Source organism: Streptomyces venetus (genome assembly GCF_039540295.1).
GTDB classification, from domain to species: Bacteria; Actinomycetota; Actinomycetes; order Streptomycetales; family Streptomycetaceae; genus Streptomyces; species Streptomyces venetus.
Genome location: NZ_BAABET010000007.1, coordinates 89,294 through 108,083 on the forward strand (window position 1 = coordinate 89,294; position 18,790 = coordinate 108,083).

The window sequence follows — 18,790 nt, forward strand, 5'->3', positions numbered from 1 at the left end:
CTGCCGGCCATCGGGAACAGTCGGGGGAGCCCATGCCGGACCGAAGTGGACCAGTGGCTGATGCGCGGGGCGAAGAGAGTGTTTATCGTCAGGCAGACGACTATGATCGCGGCATGCCCTACGACCCGTCAGCCTTTCCGCCCTTTGCCGTCACCGTGGACCTGGTCGTGCTGACCGTGCGCCGCCATGCCCTGTGTGCGCTGGCGGTGCGCAGGGGTGAACCGCCCTTCCAGGGGCGTTGGGCGCTCCCCGGCGGCTTCGTACGGGCCGACGAGGACCTGGCGCAGGCCGCGGCGCGCGAGCTGGCCGAGGAGACCGGACTGCGTGTCCATGACCCGTCCGTGCCCGCCCAGGACAACGGCGCGCACCTGGAGCAGCTCGCCACCTACGGCGACCCCAAGCGCGACCCCAGGATGCGAGTCGTCAGTGTCGCCCACCTCGCCCTCGCCCCCGACCTGCCCGCGCCCAGAGCGGGCGGCGACGCCAGCAACGCGCGCTGGGCTCCGGTCGAGGAACTGCTGAGGCAGGGCGGCTACGGACGGGACGCCGAGCCGGTCGCACCGCTCGCCTTCGACCACGCGCAGATCTTGTCGGACGGTGTGGAGCGCGCTCGGTCCAAGATCGAGTACTCGTCCCTGGCCACGGCCTTCTGCCCACCCGAGTTCACCGTCGGAGAACTGCGCCGTGTCTACGAGGCGGTGTGGGGCGTCGCGCTCGACCCCCGCAACTTCCACCGCAAGGTCACGGGCACACCGGGCTTCCTCGTGCCCACCGGGGGGACGACCACCCGCCAGGGCGGCCGCCCCGCCCAGCTCTTCCGGGCCGGCGGCGCGACTCTGCTCAACCCGCCGATGCTGCGCCCCGAGGTGTGACGCCAGGCCCGGACGCGACCCTCTGTGGCCGGACCCGGACCGTCGCCCTGGTCGCGGCAAGCCTTGCGCTGACCGAAAAAACGGACATAGCACGCTATCTTGCTGCAAGTGATCCAGGCGTTCGGATTGACCAGCAACCCCCGCAAGGAGCTGCCGCCCGCAGCTGACGACGTCTCCTTCGAGGCGCGGGCGGGCCGCGTCACCGCGCTGCTCGGAGCACCGGGCGCCGGTAAGACGACGGTTCTCAGGCTCATGCTCGAACTGCAACAGGGCCGTGGCGTCACCTACTTCCGGGGCCGCCCCCTGCACCGCATGGCCCATCCCTCGCGCGAGGTCGGTGTGCTGCTGGGCGAGGTGCCGGGGCACCCCGCCCGCACGGTCCGAGGTCACCTGCGCATGCTGTGTGCCGCCGCGGGAGTCTCGGTCCGGCGTGCCGACGAAGCCCTTGAGGCGGTCGGGCTCGGGAGTCTGCGCGACGAACGCCTCGGCACCTTGTCGCGCGGCATGGACCGCCGCCTCGGACTGGCCTGCGCGCTCCTGGCCGACCCGCACACCCTCGTCCTCGACGACCCCGCCGACCGGCTCTCCAGCCGTGAGAGCAACTGGCTGCACGGCATGCTGCGCGCACACGCCGCCGAGGGCGGCACGGTCCTCTTCACCACGTCCGACCCCAAGGAGGCCGCACGTGCGGCCGACCGCGTCGTCACCCTGGAGCAGGGCAAGCTCGTGGCCGACCAGGAGGCCGCGGAGTTCTCGCGGACCCGCTTGCGTCCCCGGGTCGCCGTCCGCAGCCCGCACGCGGCCCGCCTGGGGGCACTCCTGGCCAAGCAGGCCCGCACCGCGCAACGCTCCGTGGAGGTCGTACACGAGGACGGCAACCGCCTCTCCGTGTACGGCAGCAGTTGTGCGGACATCGGTGAGACCGCGTTCCGCCACGGCATTGTCGTCCACCAACTCGCCGACGAGATCGGCGACATGGGGCCCGGCGCGGGCGCCGCTCCGGAGGTCGGGCCGCACGGCGGTCGTGACCGGGGCCGTGTCGGTGCGGGCCGGGGCGTGGACAAGCGGCACCGGACCACGGCCGTGCGGACGTCCGCCGACAGTGAGCCCCGTGCCGACGCCGAGCCGACGCCACTCACCGACGCACATCGGACAACCCCCACGCGCCCTGACTCCCACGACGTGCCGGTCTCACCCCGCGACGCGACGGGCGAGGCGGCCGTGGCCGCCGCGGCAACCACGGTCGAGCCGTGGCCGACCCTCACACTGCGGCGCAAGGCTGTAGCGCCTGATCCGACCGATGACGAGCTACGGCCCCTCGCCGGCCCGTCTGAGCCGGCTGTGGTCGAGCTGCGAGCGGCTGCTGACGCTTCTGGACCGCCCGCCCGTGAGGCGCGGCCTCCTGTCGAGGCGCCTGATTCGGCCGTGGGCGAGTGGCTCGGCGAGTGGTCAGCGGTTGCTGACACACCCGAACCGACCGCCTGTGAGCTGCGGCTCCCCGACGACGAGCCCGGGCAGGCCGCGGTGGGGCCGCGTACCACCACTGTCGCGCGTGAGCCGGCCGGCGGTGAGCTGCGGCCAGATGCTGACGTACTTGAGCGGGCCCCTGTCGAGGAGCGCCCCACCTCCGACACCTCTGAGCCGGCCGATGACGGGCCGAGCCCCGCCGCTGTCGCACCCGAGCCCCCCGCCGAGGAGCAGTGCCCCGCTGCTGACACGTCCGAGGCGTTCGTCGACGACCAGCACCCTGCCCCTGCCGAGCGCCCTGCCCCTGAGCAGCACCCGGTCGCGGAGCAGCACCCCTCCGCTGACTCGCCCGAGCCCCCCAACGACGAGCCGCTGCCCTCCGCCGGTCACGCGCAGCCCGCCGCGGTGTCGCACGGGCGTCCGGATGCCTCCGCAGACGGCCCAGCGGGCAATGCCGCCATGACTGCTCAGACGACTTCGGCCGCACCTCCGCACCTGGCCGACGGCCACGCGGTGAACCCGGCCTGCCGGCTCGACGCGCTGCCCCCTCTGCCGCCCCCCATCTCCGTCCGCCCCGCCCCCAGCCCCCTCCGCCCCCTCCGCTACGAGATCCGACGTGCTGCCGGAATCGGCACCAGTTTCCTCACCGGGGCCGTCGTCCTGATCGTGTCCGCCGTGACGGCCGTCGTGTTGGCGCGCATCGGGCACACCCCGCAACCGCGCCTGCTCGCCGCGTGGCCCCGGGAGCTGCCCCTGCCGCCCGCGGCGCTCGGCGCCGGGCTGCTCGGCGCGCTGGCCTTCGGCGACGAGTTCCGCCACCCCGCTCTGGCGGCGGATCGCGGCACCGTGCCCCGCCGACTGGGCCTGCTGGCCGCCAAACTGCTGGTCGCCTCGGTCACCGCGCTGGCGCTTGCCGTCCTGGCCGTCGGCTGTGACGCCGAAGTGCTCTATCTCGTCTACGGACGGGAGCTCGTCCAGGTTCCCGCAGACTGGCTGCCGCTCAGTACGAGTTGGGTCGGCCTCGTGGTCGGCTGCGCCTGGGCGGGCGTCCTGGCCGCGGGCGTCTTCCGCTCCACCACCGCGGGACTCGCGGCGGTGGCCGCCGTTCCGCTCCTCGTCGTACCCGTGGTGCACAAGATTCTGGCGGGGCCGTCCGTGCGGACCGCGGCGGGACTTCCCCTGCGTCTGCGGGAAGTCCTGCTGCCGCGGTGGCCCTTCGGGGGAGAGCGCTACCTGGAGGCCGCTCTCGGAGCGATCTCCCAACCTGTCGGTGGCGCACTGACGTTGTCGCTGACCGCTCTGCTCTGCGCCTATCTGCTCACCACCCTGCGCAGCAGGTGTCGCTGACAACTGTCCGTAACGCTTCGTCCGGCCATGCCCACAACTCCCCGCAGAACGCCCATTTCTTTCCGATAAGGCGTCAATTGCGACGCGGTGAGCGATCACCCTTTCGTGTGCTTTTCACCAAAGACCTCAAGGGAGTTGAAGACGGCGCCGACAAAGGATGCGTGAGTACCCTTGCGCACACCATGATGACCGCCGCCCGCTCCGCTGACTCCGGCCTCGCGAGCCCGGGCGAACTCGACCGCTACCCCTACGCCGAGGCGCCCGCCGTCGACCGCGTCGGGGCCCCTGCCTGGGACGGCGCGGACCCCGAGCTGGGCCGTGTGGGCCGGCGCGCCGCGGGCAGCCGCGGACGCGGGCTGCACGGCCAACTCGTACAGCAGCTGGGTCAGATGATCGTCTCCGGCGACCTGGGCGCGGACCGTCCTCTGGTGCCCGAGGAGATCGGCCAGCGCTTCGAGGTCTCGCGCACCGTCGTCCGCGAGTCGCTCCGCGTCCTGGAGGCCAAGGGCCTGGTGAGCGCCCGCCCGAACGTCGGCACACGCGTGCGCCCCGTCAGTGACTGGAACCTCCTCGACCCGGACATCATCGAGTGGCGCGCTTTCGGGCCACAGCGTGACGATCAGCGCCGCGAGCTGAGCGAGCTGCGGTGGACGATCGAGCCGCTCGCCGCCCGTCTCGCCGCCGGGCACGGGCGCGAGGACCTTCAGCAGCGCCTGACGGACATGGTCGAGATCATGGGGCACGCGATGGCCCAGGGTGATGCGCTCACCTTCGCCCGTGCCGACTCCGAGTTCCACTCGCTGCTCATCCAGGTCGCGAGCAACCGCATGCTGGAGCACCTGTCCGGGATCGTGTCGGCGGCCCTCCAGGTCTCGGGTGGTCCCGTCACGGGCTGTGAGCGGCCGAACGAGACAGCGCTGGCGCACCACGGCCGCATCTGCGAGGCTCTGGCCACTGGTGACGGCGCTGCCGCCGAGGCGGCGATGCGGCAACTCCTCACACTCCACCCCGAGGTGGAGCGCGTAGTGCCCGCCCCGCGCGAGCACTGACCGCGCTCCACGGGCGGCGCGGCCGGGTGTGCCACCCCCCTCCTGTGGCATTGCCCGATCGGTGAACCGCCTCCCGTCGGACCCCGTGGGATCCTCGCGATCCCACGGGGTCCGACGGCGCGATGGGCCCCGGTTCCGCTGGAGCGATCAGGTCACAACACAGTGTGACCGCCTATGCCCACATCTGACCGTCTTTATCCGCTTACGGGGTGTGACTCGGGCCACGCGAAATGGGCGTAACGCTCGTGGTGAGAAAGCGATGACCTAAGAGGTGACAGCCGCGGAGGGAATACGGACGCCGTTCACGGCGCTGTGCATCTTCCCCGGCCCCCGCCCGCGCCGTCGGCCCATCCCCAAGCCGGCGGTCGGCTCCTGTCCACTGTGGACGGGGCCGGAAGCCGTTTTCCAACGTTCCGAGAGGTTGTTCGTGTCGGCCAGCACATCCCGTACGCTCCCGCCGGAGATCGCCGAGTCCGTCTCTGTCATGGCGCTCATTGAGCGGGGAAAGGCTGAGGGGCAGATCGCCGGCGATGACGTGCGTCGGGCCTTCGAAGCTGACCAGATTCCGGCCACTCAGTGGAAGAACGTACTGCGCAGCCTCAACCAGATCCTCGAGGAAGAGGGTGTGACGCTGATGGTCAGTGCCGCAGAGCCCAAGCGCACCCGAAAGAGCGTCGCAGCGAAGAGTCCCGCCAAGCGCACCGCCACGAAGTCGGTCGCAGCCAAGGCGGTGACCACCAGGAAGCCCACCGCAACGGCCACGCCGGCGGCGCCCGCCGCCGAGCCCGCGGCCGAAGAGGAGTCGCCGGCCAAGAAGGCAGCCGCCAAGAAGACGACCGCCAAGAAGGCGGCCGCGAAGAAGGCGCCTGCCAAGAAGGTCGCGGCCAAGAAGACCAGCGCCAAGAAGGACGACGTCGAGCTTCTCGAAGAGGAGGTGCTCGAGGAGGCCGCTCCCGGCAAGGCCGGTGAGGAGCCCGAGGGCACCGCCGAGAACGCGGGCTTCGTGCTCTCCGACGAGGACGAGGACGACGCGCCCGCCCAGCAGGTCGCCGCCGCCGGTGCCACCGCCGACCCGGTCAAGGACTACCTCAAGCAGATCGGCAAGGTCCCCCTGCTCAACGCCGAGCAGGAGGTCGAGCTCGCCAAGCGCATCGAGGCGGGTCTGTTCGCCGAGGACAAGCTGGCCAACGCCGACAAGCTGGCGCCGAAGCTCAAGCGTGAGCTGGAGATCATCGCCGAGGACGGCCGCCGCGCCAAGAACCACCTCCTGGAGGCCAACCTCCGTCTGGTGGTCTCCCTGGCCAAGCGCTACACCGGCCGCGGCATGCTCTTCCTGGACCTCATCCAGGAGGGCAACCTCGGTCTGATCCGCGCGGTCGAGAAGTTCGACTACACCAAGGGCTACAAGTTCTCCACGTACGCCACCTGGTGGATCCGTCAGGCCATCACCCGCGCCATGGCCGACCAGGCCCGCACCATCCGTATCCCGGTGCACATGGTCGAGGTCATCAACAAGCTCGCGCGCGTGCAGCGCCAGATGCTCCAGGACCTGGGCCGCGAGCCCACCCCGGAGGAGCTGGCCAAGGAGCTCGACATGACCCCGGAGAAGGTCATCGAGGTTCAGAAGTACGGCCGTGAGCCCATCTCGCTGCACACCCCGCTGGGCGAGGACGGCGACAGCGAGTTCGGTGACCTCATCGAGGACTCCGAGGCGGTCGTCCCGGCCGACGCGGTCAGCTTCACGCTCCTCCAGGAGCAGCTGCACTCCGTCCTGGACACCCTGTCCGAGCGTGAGGCGGGCGTCGTCTCGATGCGCTTCGGTCTCACCGACGGTCAGCCGAAGACCCTCGACGAGATCGGCAAGGTCTACGGCGTCACGCGTGAGCGGATCCGCCAGATCGAGTCCAAGACCATGTCGAAGCTGCGCCACCCGTCCCGTTCGCAGGTGCTGCGCGACTACCTCGACTAGTCGAGCCGTACGGCGCGGAAGGCCCGGTCCCTCGGGGGGCCGGGCCTTCGTCGTGCCCGCCTCGCCGCGGGTGCGAGGTGTCGCGGGGTGAATCACTCTGGGTGTCTCACCGACACCACGGAGTGAGGAGTGAGTATGTGTCGTCGCCTTGTCCGGATCCTGGCCCGGCCACTGGTCCTGGCAGCCGCGGTATCCGCCCTGTCAGCGGGCTCCACCGCCTCTGTGGCCGCCGACAGCGTGGTCATAGGTGGCTTTCCCGTGGAGGCGTCGGACAGCCCGTGGACGGTGGCCCTGTCCAGTCGTGACCGGTTCGGGGGTACGCGCGCGGGGCAGTTCTGCGGGGGTGTGGCGGTCGGTCACAGCACTGTGCTCACCGCGGCCCACTGCCTGGGCGAGGAGGTCCTGGGCGGGCCGCCGCAGCGCGTACGCGACCTCAGGGTCATAGCCGGACGCACCAACCTGCTCTCCGGCAGGGACGGCCTGGAGGTCGCCGTGCGGGAGGCCTGGGTGAACCCGGCCTACGACGGTGTCAGCAATGCCGGCGACTTCGCCGTCATCACCCTGGCCCAACCGCTCCCCGTGGGGTCGGTCATCGCCATGGCGGCCGACGGTGACCCCGCGTACGCGGTGGGCGGGGGCGCGACGGTGTACGGATGGGGTGACACCTCAGGCGCCGGCGAGTACTCGAACAGTCTGCGTGCGGCACGCGTGCGCGTGCTGCCCGATGCTCTCTGCGAGGACGCGTATCCGGGAGGTGCCGACGGCACCTACGACGCCAGGAGCATGCTGTGCGCCGGGGAGGTGGCGGGAGGCAGGGACGCCTGCCAGGGCGACAGCGGAGGGCCGCTGGTAGCCCAGGGGCGCTTGATCGGGCTCGTGTCCTGGGGCACCGGCTGCGGGCGAGCCGGCAATCCGGGTGTCTATGTGAGGGTGTCCGACATCATCCGCACGCTCGGCTGGCCACGGGGGTGAGGACGGAGGCGTCCGGGAGAGCCTGAGCGGGCTTCTGATGACGAGGACGGGCGGCTGCCTCTCGGAGGAGAGGCAGCCGCCCGTTCACCGGCCTGTGCCGGGCTGGCTCGTCGTCGGACGCGAGTGTCAGCGCTCTTCTTCGGAGGCAGTCGCGGGAGCGGACGTCAGCCGCTCCGTCTCGTCCTGTATCTCAGCGGCGATCTTCTTGAGTTCCGGCTCGAACTTGCGGCCGTGGTGGGCGCAGAAGAGCAGTTCTCCGCCGCTGAGCAGGACGACGCGCAGGTATGCCTGGGCGCCGCAGCGGTCGCAGCGATCGGCGGCCGTCAACGGGCTCGCGGGGGTCAGAACAGTAGTCACGTCGCCTCTTCTCTAGCTCGACGAGCTGTCGTACCAGGGTCAACATCCAACCAGCCCCAAAACGTTCCCGCTCGTGGCTTTTCCTCGAAAAATCTTTCCGAGGTGGCTGTCTGCTGCCGGTTGGCGGCGAATGTGCCGTATTGCGTGTCTATGTGTCTTACGGGGCTTCGCGGTGTTTCGGTGGTCGGTCCTCCCGGCTGGGTTGCCGGTTGTTCATGAGGACGTGCCCGGAGCCTAAATGGTTCATGCCTGGAAGGGAACGTGATGTGTACTTCACTCCATCGAGGGATCGAACAAGTATGCGAGCGTGGACTAGTCTGAGTTCTCGACGAGGGTGGCGTTACAACGGCTCTACCAGGCCTCGGTACCCTCTCACCGGTGACTGATGCCGCGCCCTTACCCGTGAGGGCCCCATTCGAAATTCAGCGAGGAGCGAACCGCGTGACCGCCGAGACGTCCGTGCCATCCACAGCTCTGCTGGCAGGAGCAGACCGGGACGGTTCCAACTACACCGCGCGGCACCTGCTCGTCCTCGAGGGGCTCGAAGCCGTGCGCAAGCGTCCGGGCATGTACATCGGCTCGACCGACAGTCGTGGCCTGATGCACTGCCTCTGGGAGATCATCGACAACTCCGTCGACGAGGCGCTCGGGGGCTACTGCGATCACATCGAGGTCATCCTCCAGGACGACGGGTCCGTCGAGGTCCGGGACAACGGCCGCGGCATCCCGGTCGACGTCGAGCCCAAGACCGGCCTCTCCGGTGTCGAGGTCGTCATGACCAAGCTGCACGCCGGCGGCAAGTTCGGCGGCGGCTCCTACGCCGCCTCCGGCGGTCTGCACGGTGTCGGCGCCTCCGTGGTGAACGCCCTGTCCGCCCGCCTGGACGTCGAGGTGGACCGCGGTGGCCACACGCACGCGATCAGCTTCCGGCGCGGTGTCCCCGGAGCCTTCTCCGCGAGCGGCCCGGACGCCAAGTTCGAGGCCGGTGGCCTGCGCAAGGTCAATAAGATCCCCAAGTCCCGCACGGGCACCCGTGTGCGGTACTGGGCCGATCGCCAGATCTTCCTCAAGGACGCCAAGCTCTCCCTCGACACGCTGCACCAGCGAGCCCGCCAGACCGCGTTCCTGGTGCCCGGCCTGACCATCGTCGTCCGTGACGAGTTGGGGCTCGGCGAGGGCGGCAGCAAGGGTGAGGAGTCCTTCCGCTTCGACGGCGGAATCAGCGAGTTCTGCGAGTACCTGGCGAGCGACAAGCCGGTGTGCGACGTCCTCCGGTTCTCCGGTCAGGGCACCTTCAGGGAGACCGTCCCGGTCCTCGACGAGCACGGTCAGATGACCCCCACCCAGGTCACGCGTGAGCTCGACGTCGACGTCGCCATGCGCTGGGGCACGGGGTACGACACGACGCTGAGGTCGTTCGTGAACATCATCGCCACCCCCAAGGGCGGCACCCACGTCGCAGGGTTCGAGCAGGCCGTCGCCACCACGATGAACGAGGTGCTGCGCGCCAAGAAGCTCCTGCGCGTCGCCGAGGACGACATCGTCAAGGACGACGCCCTGGAGGGCCTGACCGCGGTCGTCACCGTGCGTCTCGCCGAGCCCCAGTTCGAGGGCCAGACCAAGGAGGTCCTCGGGACCTCCGCGGCCCGCCGCATCGTGAACAACGTGATCAGCAAGGAACTCAAGGCGTTCCTGACGTCCACGAAGCGGGACGCCGCCCAGCAGGCCCGTGTCGTGCTGGAGAAGGCGGTCGCCGCGGCCCGTACGCGCATCGCCGCCCGGCAGCACAAGGACGCGCAGCGCCGCAAGACGGCCCTGGAGTCCTCCTCGCTGCCGGCCAAGCTCGCCGACTGCCGCAGCGACGACGTCGATCGCAGCGAGCTGTTCATCGTCGAGGGTGACTCCGCGCTCGGTACGGCGAAGCTCGCCCGGAACTCCGAGTTCCAGGCGCTCCTGCCGATCCGGGGAAAGATCCTCAACGTCCAGAAGTCGTCCGTGACGGACATGCTCAAGAACGCCGAGTGCGGCGCGATCATCCAGGTCATAGGAGCCGGATCGGGCCGGACGTTCGACATCGACACGGCCCGCTACGGCAAGATCATCATGATGACCGACGCCGACGTCGACGGCTCGCACATCCGTACGCTGCTCCTGACCCTGTTCCACCGCTACATGCGGCCCATGGTCGAGGCCGGCCGGGTCTTCGCGGCGGTGCCGCCGCTGCACCGCATCGAGATCGTCCAGCCCAAGAAGGGCCAGGACAAGTACGTCTACACGTACTCGGACCGCGAACTGCGCGACAAGCTGATGGAGTTCCAGAGCAAGGGCATCCGCTACAAGGACTCGATCCAGCGGTACAAGGGCCTCGGCGAGATGGACGCCGACCAGCTGGCCGAGACGACCATGGACCCGCGCCACCGCACGCTGCGCCGGATCAACCTCTCCGACCTGGAAGCCGCCGAGCAGGTCTTCGACCTGCTGATGGGCAATGACGTGGCGCCGCGCAAGGAGTTCATCTCCAACTCGGCGGCCACGCTGGACCGGTCGCGGATCGATGCCTAGCTGATCCTCCTGGCTTCGGCCGACGGATCAGGGCCGCAGGAGCCTTACCGCCCGGCCGTGACCCGACCCGGCTCTCCACCCCTGGGTGGAGAGCCGCCCGACGGCGATCCACCCATGATCCACCCGGGCTCCGATCCCGTGACCTGGAGATTTCCGTAGCGTCGAAGACGTCGGCGGCACCCGCGGCCGACGTCTCCCTTCCCGCTCACGGAGGCTGTGATGTCCGGGCTCGTCGACGCGTTGGTGATCGTGGTCGTTGCGGTCGTGGTGATCACCCAGCAGTTCCGGGCGAGCCGGATCGACGGCGAGCGCCGCTGGTGGCTCCTGCCCGTGATCCTGGCCGTCGTCGCGCTGCGCGAGCCGGAGATACTCGATCCCCGTCACCACACGGCCGCGGTGCTGCTGCTCGCCGCCGAACTGCTCGTCGGTCTGGCCACCGGGGCCGGCTGGGCCTGGACCACCCGGATATGGGCGGAGCCCGACGGCACCGTGTGGAGCAAGAGCACCAGGGCGAGCCTCCTCGTCTGGATCGCCGGTATCGGTCTGCGCGCCGGCCTCTTCGCACTCGGTGCCGCGACGGGAGTCCGTCCAGACAGCTCCGCCCTGCTCCTGTCACTCGCCGGCACCCTGCTCGTCCGGGCAGGAATCCTGGCCTGGCGAGGTCAGCTGCTGCGCCCGGCCGGGAACGCGAACACGGCATACGGCGCGATCACCATGCGGCCTGCGGGGAGGGAGCGCGTGTGAAGGAGAACGCGTGGACCCGCTGGCCCTCCCGGGAGGCCCTCAGCCGCGAGGGACTCTCCCGCTCCCGGCGTCTGCTGGCCTGGACGGTGAGAGCCCTGGTCCTGAGCCTGCTGCTGTGGGGTGCTGTCACCGACAGCCAGGACGACGGCTGGAAGGCGGCTGCCGCAGCCGGGGGAGTGCTGGTCGCCGCGCTGCTCAGCCGGCTGTTCTTCCGCACGACGCTCCGACACCGGCTGTGGCCGTCGCTGGCGTCCCTCGCGCTGCTGCAAGGTGTCGCCGTCATGGCCCAGTTGTCAGGATTCAAGGTGGCGGCCCTGGTCATGTGGTGCGGCTGCGCCGTCTCGGCGCTGGAGCGGCTGCCGCCGGCCGTGGCTCTCGCCGCCGCGGGCGTGGCACTCGGTTCGTTCGGGGCGGTCAGCAACGACGACGTGCTGACGTCCTTGGCCACCTGCCTCGGCCTGGCCCTGGCCGGTTACACGCTGCGCCTCGACGCGGAGGCCCGTGGCAGCGCCCAGCGACTGCTCGCACAGGAGCGGGCGGCGCGCGCGGCGGAGGCGGAGACGGCGGCGCTCGCGGAGCGGGCCCGCATAGCACGGGAGATTCATGACGTGCTGGCGCACAGCCTCTCGGCTCAGCTGGTGCACCTGGAGGCGGCCCGGCTGCTGATCGAGCGTGGAGGGGAGCCGGAGCAGGTGCTGGAACGAGTGGTCGCGGCACGGGAGATGGCGCGTGACGGCCTTGCCGAGACCCGGCAGGCACTCTCCGCGCTGCGCGGCGAGCTGACCCCGCTGGAGGACTTCCTGAGCCACCTGGTGAGTACGGCCGACGGTGCCGAGATCACCATCACGGGTGAACGCAGGGCCTTGCCGGCCGAGGCTTCGCAGACCGTGCGCAGAGCCGCCCAGGAGGCGCTGACCAACGCCCGCAAGCACGCCCCGGGCGCCACAGTGCGCCTGTGTCTCGACTACCGCCCGCATGAAGTGACCCTGGACGTGCGCGACTCGGGGGGCTCGCCGGGCGAACTGACGGGTGCGGGATCCGGGTACGGTCTGCTGGGCATGCGGGAGCGGGCCGAGTTGCTGGGCGGTTCCCTCGAGGCAGGGCCGGGCGTGGAGGGGTTCGTGGTGACGTTGAAGGTGCCGGTATGACGGAGGAGGCCGAGCGGAAGCCCGCTCGGGTGGTGGTCGCGGACGATCAGACCGTGGTGCGGGAGGGCATCGTGATGCTGCTCGGCCTGCTGCCCGGGATCGAGGTCGTCGGTGCCGCGGGGGACGGGGAGGAGGCGGTGCGCGTGGTCGCCGAAGTCGCCCCGGACGTGGTGCTGATGGACCTGCGCATGCCTCGCTGCGACGGAGTGGAGGCGACCCGGAGGATCCGTGCGGAGTACCCCGGGACGCAGGTCGTGGTGCTCACGACGTATGCCGACGACGAGTCGCTGTTCCCGGCGCTCGCGGCCGGAGCGCGCGGTTACCTCACGAAGGACGCGGGCGGGGACGAGATCGTGCGGGCCGTGCACAGCGTGCTGTCGGGGGAAGCGGGACTCTCGCCGAGCGTCCAGAGGCGGCTGCTCGAGCGCCTGGTGGAGAGCGGGACGAGACCGCCGGCGCCCCCGGAGGTGCCGGACGGGCTCACCGTGCGGGAGACGGAGGTGCTGGTGCTCATCGCCGACGGGCTCAGCAACCAGGAGATCGCCCGCAGACTGCATGTCTCCACCGCGACCGTGAAGACCCACATCAACAACCTCTTCACCAAGACGGGGCTCAAGGACCGTGCGCAGGCGGTGCGTTACGCATATGGGAAGGGGCTGGTGCGGCCACCAGCGGGGTGAGTCACCTGATGGGGTGAAGAGCGAGGGGAAGAAGAGTCAGGGAACTTCCCGTTCTGTCCATCCTTGGGCATGCAGCGAAGCAAGGGCCGTCCCCGCACAGCCAGGGCCGGTCAGGAGAGTTCGGCCGAGCGACTCGACGGTCATACCCAGGAGCCGACCGAGGACGCCGGGCACGTGAGGTACGCCGATCCCTGGTACGACGCACTCGCCTCCGGCTGGGGTGAGCCGGCCGAGGCAGGGGAGCCCGTTCCGGCGGTGGTCCCGTCGGCGCGCAGGGAGGGCGAGAGCCGTGGCGCGGCGGCCGATGCGTATCTGGAGGTGCAGCGCAGCGCTGCCTTCCAGGAGGTGCGGCGGCGGTACCGCAGGTTCGTGGTGCCGGCCTTCGTGGCCTTCTTCGCCTGGTACGTGGCCTACGTGGTGGCCGCCACGACCGCGCCGGAGCTGATGGCGCGTCCCGTGGCGGGAGCGGTGAACGTGGCGATGGCGGCGGGGCTCGGGCAGTTCGCGACCACGTTCCTGCTCACCTGGGCGTACGCGCGGCACGCGCGGTTGCGCAGGGACCGGGCGGCGCTCGAACTGCGCTGGGACACCCAGGAGCTGACGCGCGCCGTGGAAGGCGGTGCCTCGTGACGGGTGAACACCAGACACTGGCGCTGTCGCTGTTCTGCGCGTTCGTCGCGGTCACGCTGGGGATCACGGCCTGGGTGAGCCGCAACCGGCGCGGTTCGGCGGAGGAGTTCTACGCGGGCGGACGGCTCTTCTCGCCCATGCAAAATGGTTTTGCCATCGCGGGCGACTACATGTCGGCGGCGTCCTTCCTCGGGGTCACCGGGCTCATGGCGCTGTTCGGTTACGACGGGCTGCTGTATGTCGTCGGGTTTCTCGTGGCCTGGCTGGTGGTGTTGTTCCTGGTGGCCGAACTCGTCCGCAACTGCGGCAGATTCACGATGGCGGACGTCGTGGCGGCGCGGATGCGGGAGCGGCCGGTACGGATCGCGGCGGGTACTTCCTCGGTCACCGTGTCCGTGCTGTATCTGGTCGCGCAGATGGTCGGCGCGGGCAGCCTGGTGGCCCTGCTGCTCGGAGGCACGAGCGAGGCCGCGCGAGACTGGACCGTGATCGGTGTCGGCGCGCTCATGGTGATCTACGTGTCGCTGGGCGGGATGCGGGCGACGACGTGGATCCAGATCGTCAAGGCGGTCCTGCTGCTGGGCGGCACCGTCGTGCTGACGGCGCTCGTGCTGGTGCGCTTCCACGGCGATCTGGACCGGCTGTTGCTCACGGCGGCCGAGCGCAGTGGTCACGGGGAGGCTTTTCTGGCGCCCGGGCTGAAGTACGGCGGGGACTGGACGGCCCGCTTCGACTTCATCAGTCTGGGCCTGGCCCTGGTGCTGGGTACGGCGGGGCTGCCGCACATCCTGTCCCGCTTCTACACCGTGCCCACCGCTCGCGCCGCACGTCGCTCGGTCGTCTGGGCCGTCGGGCTGATCGGCGGTTTCTACCTGATGACGATCGTGCTCGGCTTCGGCGCCGCCGCCATCCTGGGCCCGGACGCGGTACGCGGGTCGAACGCGGCCGGCAACACGGCGGTTCCGCTGCTGGCGCTCGACCTGGGCGGCGGTGCCGGTTCCACAGGAGGCACGGTTCTCTTCGCGATCGTCGCCGCGGTCGCCTTCGCCACGATCCTCGCCGTGGTCGCCGGGATCACGCTGGCCTCCTCGGCGTCCGTGGCCCACGACCTCCACGTGTCCCTGCGGCGCCCGGGCGGAAAGCCGCGCAGCGAGGTGGCCGTGGCCCGGGTCGCGGCCGTCGGGGTGGGTGTGGTGGCGATCGCCCTCGGCCTGCTGGCGCGGGATCTCAACGTGGCGTTCCTGGTGGGCCTCGCCTTCGCCGTCGCCGCGTCGGCGAATCTGCCGGTACTGCTGTACTCCCTGTTCTGGCGGGGCTTCACCACACGTGGCGCGGTGTGGGCCGTCTACGGCGGTCTGGTGCCGGCCGTGGTGCTCGTGGTGCTCTCCCCGGTGGTCTCGGGAAGCCCGGACTCGCTGTTCCCGGCCGTGGACCTCCAGTACTTCCCGCTGCAGAACCCGGGCATCGTCTCGATCCCGCTGGGCTTCCTCGCGGGCTGGCTGGGCACGGTCACCTCGGCGGAGGTCCCGGACGAGGCCAGGCACGCGGAGACCGAGGTGCGGTCGCTCACCGGCGCGGGGGCGGCGTAGGGCTCCCGGGACCTCAAGAGCGGGTCGCCCACACGTAGCGGTGTTCCGGGCGGCCCGCGTCGCCGTACTTGAGGGTCAGCCTGGCCCGTCCCGTGCGCTCCAGCAGCTTCAGGTACCGCTGGGCGGTCTGGCGGCTCACCCCGGTCCGCTCGGCGATCTCCTGGGCGGACAGAGGCCCGTCGGCCTGCATCAGGGCCTGGCGGACCAGCTCCGCCGTGGTGGGGGAGTGGCCCTTGGGCAGGTCGGGTTCCGACGGCGTCGACAGCGCCCCGAAGATGCGGTCCACCTCCGCCTGCTCCGCCTCCCCGCCGCCGTCGAGGGTGCGGCGCAGCTCCGCGTACGCCTCCAGCTTGGCGCGCAGACCGGCGAAGGCGAACGGCTTGACCAGGTACTGCAGCGCGCCGTGCCGCATCGCCGCCTGCACGGTCGACACGTCCCGGGCCGCCGTCACCATGATCACGTCGGCCTGGTGGCCGCGCCGCCGCATCTCCTGGACGACCGCGAGCCCCGTCTCGTCGGGGAGGTAGTGGTCCATGAGCACCAGGTCCAGCCGGGGCAGCGCCTCCAGCCGGAGCAGTGCCTCCGCGGCGCTGTGGGCCTCGCCGGCGACATGGAAGCCCGGCACCTTCTCGACGTAGGCGGCGTTGACCCGCGCGACCCTGGTGTCGTCGTCCACGACCAGGACCTCGATCATCACGACTCCTTCTTGGCGGTCTGCGGAGCTGACGGCGCGGCCAGGGCCGGTTCCGGGCCATCGCCGGCCAGCGCCTCGGGCAGGACGACAGTGAACTCCGCGCCGCCGCCGTGCGCCTCGCCGACGGTCGCGCTGCCACCCTGCCGCTCGGCGAACCTGCGCACCAGGGAGAGCCCGATGCCCCGCTCGCGGTGCGCCGGCGGCTTCTTCGTGGACCACCCCTCGGTGAAGATCAGCTCCCGGTGTTCCGGCGGGATGCCCGGCCCTGTGTCGCGCACCCGGAGGATCGCCGTACGCCCCTCGGCGCGCAGTTCGACCTCCACGCGCGCGTGCGGCTTGCCGGCGACCGCGTCGAGGGCATTGTCCACCAGGTTGCCGACGACGGTGACGAGCCCCCTGGAGTCGATCAGCCGGTCGGGCAGCCGGGTCCGGTCCGACACCCACAGGGCGACGCCGCGCTCGGCCGCGACGGTCGCCTTGCCGACCAGCAGGGCGGCCAGCAGCGGGTCCTCGATGCGTTCGGTGACCTGTTCGGCGGTGGCCCGGTGGTCACCGACGACCTCGCCGACGAACTCGACGGCGTCGTCGTACATCTCCAGCTCGAGCAGCCCCAGCAGCGTGTGCATACGGTTGGCGTGTTCGTGGTCCTGGGCGCGGAGCGCGTCGATCAGGCCGCGGGTGGAGTCGAGCTCGCGGCCCAGCTGCTCCAGCTCGGTACGGTCGCGCAGGGTGGCCACGGCGCCGCCGTCATCGGTGGGCATGCGGTTGGCGACCAGCACCCGCTGGCCCCGGACGGTGAGCAGGTCCGTACCGGTCACCCGCCCGGCCAGCACATCGGCCGTACGGCCCGTGCCGAGCGCCTCGTCGGGGGAACGGCCCACCGCCGTGTCCCCGATGCTCAGCAGGCGCTGCGCCTCGTCGTTGAGCAGGCGGATGCGGCCGGCGCGGTCCAGGGCGACGACGCCCTCGCGGATGCCGTGCAGCATCGCCTCGCGTTCCGACAGCAGCGCCGCGATGTCGGAGAAGGCCAGGTCCCTGGTCTGCCGGTGGACCCGCCGGGAGATGAGCCACGCGGCCAGCGCGCCGACGGCCAGCGCGCCTCCGGCGTACGCGAACAGTCCCGGGATCGCGTGGATCAGCCGGGCCCGGACGTTGTCGTAGGCGATACCCACCGAGACGGCGCCGACGACTGTGCCGTCGCCGTCACGCAGCGGCACCTTGCCGCGGGCGGAGCGGCCCAGCGTGCCGCTGTCGATCTCCATGACCTCCTTGCCGGCCAGGGCCTGGCCGGGATCGGTGGAGACGATGCCGCCGATCTGCTTCCGGTCGGGGTGCGACCAGCGCACGCCCCGCCAGTCCATCACCACGATGTACTCGGCCTTGGTGGCCTTCCGGATCCGCTCCGCCTCCCGCTGCACCGGACCGTTCGGCGACGGCGGGGTGTCCCTCACCTCCCGCACGAGTTCGGGCTGCTGCGCGGTCGTCTGCGCGATCGCGAGCGCCCGGCGCATCGCCTGGTCGTCCAGCTGATCACCGAGAGGTGCGAGGAACAGCCCGGTCGCGAGGACCGCGACCCCCGCGGCGATGGCCACCTGCATCAGCAGCACCTGCGAGAACACCCGCCGGGGCAGGCCGAGGCGCAGGCGGCGTGCGGGGGGAGTGGGGCTCATACCCAAGAAGGTACGTGGGCCCGTCTACCTGCCGTAACGGGTGTGGCACGGATCTCTTGACCGATGCTTGGGCGGACGTCCCGGAGCCCTGGTCAGCTCGCGAGGGCCGTGGCCACCCTGACCTCGTGGACCGCCACCACGTCCATGCGCGCGGGCGACCCGAGGACCGAGGCCCCGCAGCTCTCCGGACGGGGCGGCAGGCCCGCTCCCTGGGCCACGTCGACCTGCCAGCGGCGCCCGTCGGTGTGGGCGACGGTCACCTCCCAGTGCGGTGCCGCGCCGGCCGTCCGTACGACGCTCAGTGCCTCCGCGGCGTCTTCGCCGGTCCTGGCGCGTACGGCGAGCTCGGCCGCCTGACCGGGCCGTTCCCAGGCCGAGCCGCCCCGGCACCCCTCCAGAACGATCCGGCCCTCCCGAGCGCCGTGCAGGACTTCCTTGAGGGTGTGGGCCTCGGCCCGGCCGTAGGCGTATCCGTACGGCAGTACCAGCACCGTCGGGGAGAAGCGGTGGCCGCCCAGATGGGTGACCTCCCAGACGCCGCCGACCCCGGACGTGGCGAGTTCCGCCGCGAGGGGCCGTCCGAGGAGGGCGCAGCAGCGGTCGCGTTTGCCGTTGGTGCAGACGAGGGCGAGCGGATCACCGTCATGGGGCCGCCCGCCGAGCACCGTGTCGAAGGTGCGGTGGTCGCCACGGCCGAGTGCGGCGAAGTCGAGATCGAGCAGCCGCCCGGGGTCCGTGGTCGTGGCGGCGCGCAGCCACACGTTGCCCGGGACGGTGTGGGCGACGTACACCCTGCGGGTCGCGGGCATTCGGCGGTCCGCGTGGCGCCCGGGACGGCGGATGAGCACGATCCGGACACCCGTGTCCTTCGCGGCGGCCTCCAGGGCACGCCCCAGGGCGGGGTCCAGGTGGCTCGAAGTGAGCGCCTTGGCACCCCAGGGGCCGGGCTGTTCCAGCAACAGCCAGGTCCTCGCGATGGCCGCGGTTCCCGAAACGGGCTCGTCGAGGTCCCGGGAGACGCTTGAGCACGTACTCACAGA

Annotated in this window: 15 protein-coding genes; 11 read left to right on the top strand and 4 right to left on the bottom strand. The window is 71.0% G+C overall.

All coding sequences use genetic code 11. The features are described 5' to 3' along the window. Positions 1–113: 113 nt before the first annotated feature. The 5 genes from ABEA82_RS23230 (at position 114) to ABEA82_RS23250 (ending at position 7,676) form a co-directional block, all read left to right on the top strand. Positions 114–872, top strand: a complete 759-nt coding sequence (locus ABEA82_RS23230; protein WP_010034909.1) for an NUDIX hydrolase — start codon at positions 114–116, stop codon at positions 870–872. Positions 873–980: 108 nt separating this feature from the next. Next, positions 981–3,686, top strand: coding sequence for an ATP-binding cassette domain-containing protein (locus tag ABEA82_RS23235; protein WP_345663899.1), 2,706 nt, complete (start codon positions 981–983; stop codon positions 3,684–3,686). A gap of 161 nt (positions 3,687–3,847) precedes the next feature. Further along, positions 3,848–4,735: a FadR/GntR family transcriptional regulator gene (locus ABEA82_RS23240; RefSeq protein WP_345663546.1), complete on the top strand. Its 888-nt coding sequence runs from the start codon at positions 3,848–3,850 to the stop codon at positions 4,733–4,735. A gap of 427 nt (positions 4,736–5,162) precedes the next feature. Beyond that, a complete protein-coding gene (locus tag ABEA82_RS23245; RefSeq protein ID WP_345663547.1) occupies positions 5,163–6,704 on the top strand; it encodes an RNA polymerase sigma factor in 1,542 nt (513 codons plus the stop codon). 135 nt (positions 6,705–6,839) lie between these two features. Next, the gene (locus tag ABEA82_RS23250) at positions 6,840–7,676 is read left to right on the top strand and encodes a S1 family serine peptidase (protein WP_345663548.1); all 837 of its coding nucleotides are present in this window, start codon (positions 6,840–6,842) and stop codon (positions 7,674–7,676) included. A gap of 126 nt (positions 7,677–7,802) precedes the next feature. On the opposite strand, the gene ABEA82_RS23255 is transcribed toward ABEA82_RS23250, so the two are convergent. Beyond that, positions 7,803–8,033: a DUF7455 domain-containing protein gene (locus ABEA82_RS23255; RefSeq protein WP_003993464.1), complete on the bottom strand. Its 231-nt coding sequence runs from the start codon at positions 8,031–8,033 to the stop codon at positions 7,803–7,805. A gap of 441 nt (positions 8,034–8,474) precedes the next feature. Here ABEA82_RS23255 and ABEA82_RS23260 point away from each other — a divergent pair, with 441 nt between their 5' ends. From ABEA82_RS23260 to ABEA82_RS23285, 6 genes are all read left to right on the top strand, one after another. Then, positions 8,475–10,595 carry a DNA gyrase/topoisomerase IV subunit B gene (locus tag ABEA82_RS23260; protein WP_345663549.1) on the top strand — a complete coding sequence of 707 codons (2,121 nt, stop codon included), beginning with the start codon at positions 8,475–8,477 and terminating at the stop codon, positions 10,593–10,595. A 219-nt stretch (positions 10,596–10,814) separates the two neighbouring features. Continuing rightward, positions 10,815–11,339 (top strand): DUF1453 domain-containing protein, encoded by a 525-nt coding sequence (locus ABEA82_RS23265; protein WP_345663550.1) that lies wholly within the window; start codon positions 10,815–10,817, stop codon positions 11,337–11,339. Next, complete coding sequence (locus ABEA82_RS23270; RefSeq protein WP_345663551.1) at positions 11,336–12,487, top strand: sensor histidine kinase; 1,152 nt, start codon at positions 11,336–11,338, stop codon at positions 12,485–12,487. The genes ABEA82_RS23265 and ABEA82_RS23270 overlap by 4 nt, the downstream gene beginning before the upstream one ends. Then, positions 12,484–13,167 carry a response regulator transcription factor gene (locus ABEA82_RS23275; protein WP_345663552.1) on the top strand — a complete coding sequence of 228 codons (684 nt, stop codon included), beginning with the start codon at positions 12,484–12,486 and terminating at the stop codon, positions 13,165–13,167. The genes ABEA82_RS23270 and ABEA82_RS23275 overlap by 4 nt, the downstream gene beginning before the upstream one ends. A gap of 69 nt (positions 13,168–13,236) precedes the next feature. Further along, positions 13,237–13,797 carry a DUF485 domain-containing protein gene (locus ABEA82_RS23280; protein ID WP_345663553.1) on the top strand — a complete coding sequence of 187 codons (561 nt, stop codon included), beginning with the start codon at positions 13,237–13,239 and terminating at the stop codon, positions 13,795–13,797. Then, positions 13,794–15,386, top strand: coding sequence for a solute symporter family protein (locus ABEA82_RS23285; protein WP_345663554.1), 1,593 nt, complete (start codon positions 13,794–13,796; stop codon positions 15,384–15,386). The genes ABEA82_RS23280 and ABEA82_RS23285 overlap by 4 nt, the downstream gene beginning before the upstream one ends. Positions 15,387–15,399: 13 nt before the next feature. Here ABEA82_RS23285 and ABEA82_RS23290 read toward each other — a convergent pair whose 3' ends face one another. From ABEA82_RS23290 to ABEA82_RS23300, 3 genes are all read right to left on the bottom strand, one after another. Beyond that, positions 15,400–16,080 carry a response regulator gene (locus tag ABEA82_RS23290; protein ID WP_345663555.1) on the bottom strand — a complete coding sequence of 227 codons (681 nt, stop codon included), beginning with the start codon at positions 16,078–16,080 and terminating at the stop codon, positions 15,400–15,402. Next, complete coding sequence (locus tag ABEA82_RS23295; RefSeq protein WP_345663556.1) at positions 16,080–17,750, bottom strand: sensor histidine kinase; 1,671 nt, start codon at positions 17,748–17,750, stop codon at positions 16,080–16,082. The genes ABEA82_RS23290 and ABEA82_RS23295 overlap by 1 nt, the downstream gene beginning before the upstream one ends. Before the next feature lie 92 nt (positions 17,751–17,842). Beyond that, positions 17,843–18,787: a ferredoxin family protein gene (locus ABEA82_RS23300; protein WP_345663557.1), complete on the bottom strand. Its 945-nt coding sequence runs from the start codon at positions 18,785–18,787 to the stop codon at positions 17,843–17,845. Between the last annotated feature and the right edge of the window lie 3 nt (positions 18,788–18,790).

What these genes read in the sequence shown, in the direction of transcription:
- ABEA82_RS23295 (WP_345663556.1), bottom strand. Translation starts at nt 17,750, where the DNA reads ATGAGCCCCACTCCCCCCGCACGCCGCCTGCGCCTCGGCCTGCCCCGG.
- ABEA82_RS23275 (WP_345663552.1), top strand. Translation starts at nt 12,484, where the DNA reads ATGACGGAGGAGGCCGAGCGGAAGCCCGCTCGGGTGGTGGTCGCGGAC.
- ABEA82_RS23265 (WP_345663550.1), top strand. Translation starts at nt 10,815, where the DNA reads ATGTCCGGGCTCGTCGACGCGTTGGTGATCGTGGTCGTTGCGGTCGTG.
- ABEA82_RS23230 (WP_010034909.1), top strand. Translation starts at nt 114, where the DNA reads ATGCCCTACGACCCGTCAGCCTTTCCGCCCTTTGCCGTCACCGTGGAC.
- ABEA82_RS23290 (WP_345663555.1), bottom strand. Translation starts at nt 16,080, where the DNA reads ATGATCGAGGTCCTGGTCGTGGACGACGACACCAGGGTCGCGCGGGTC.
- ABEA82_RS23280 (WP_345663553.1), top strand. Translation starts at nt 13,237, where the DNA reads ATGCAGCGAAGCAAGGGCCGTCCCCGCACAGCCAGGGCCGGTCAGGAG.
- ABEA82_RS23250 (WP_345663548.1), top strand. Translation starts at nt 6,840, where the DNA reads ATGTGTCGTCGCCTTGTCCGGATCCTGGCCCGGCCACTGGTCCTGGCA.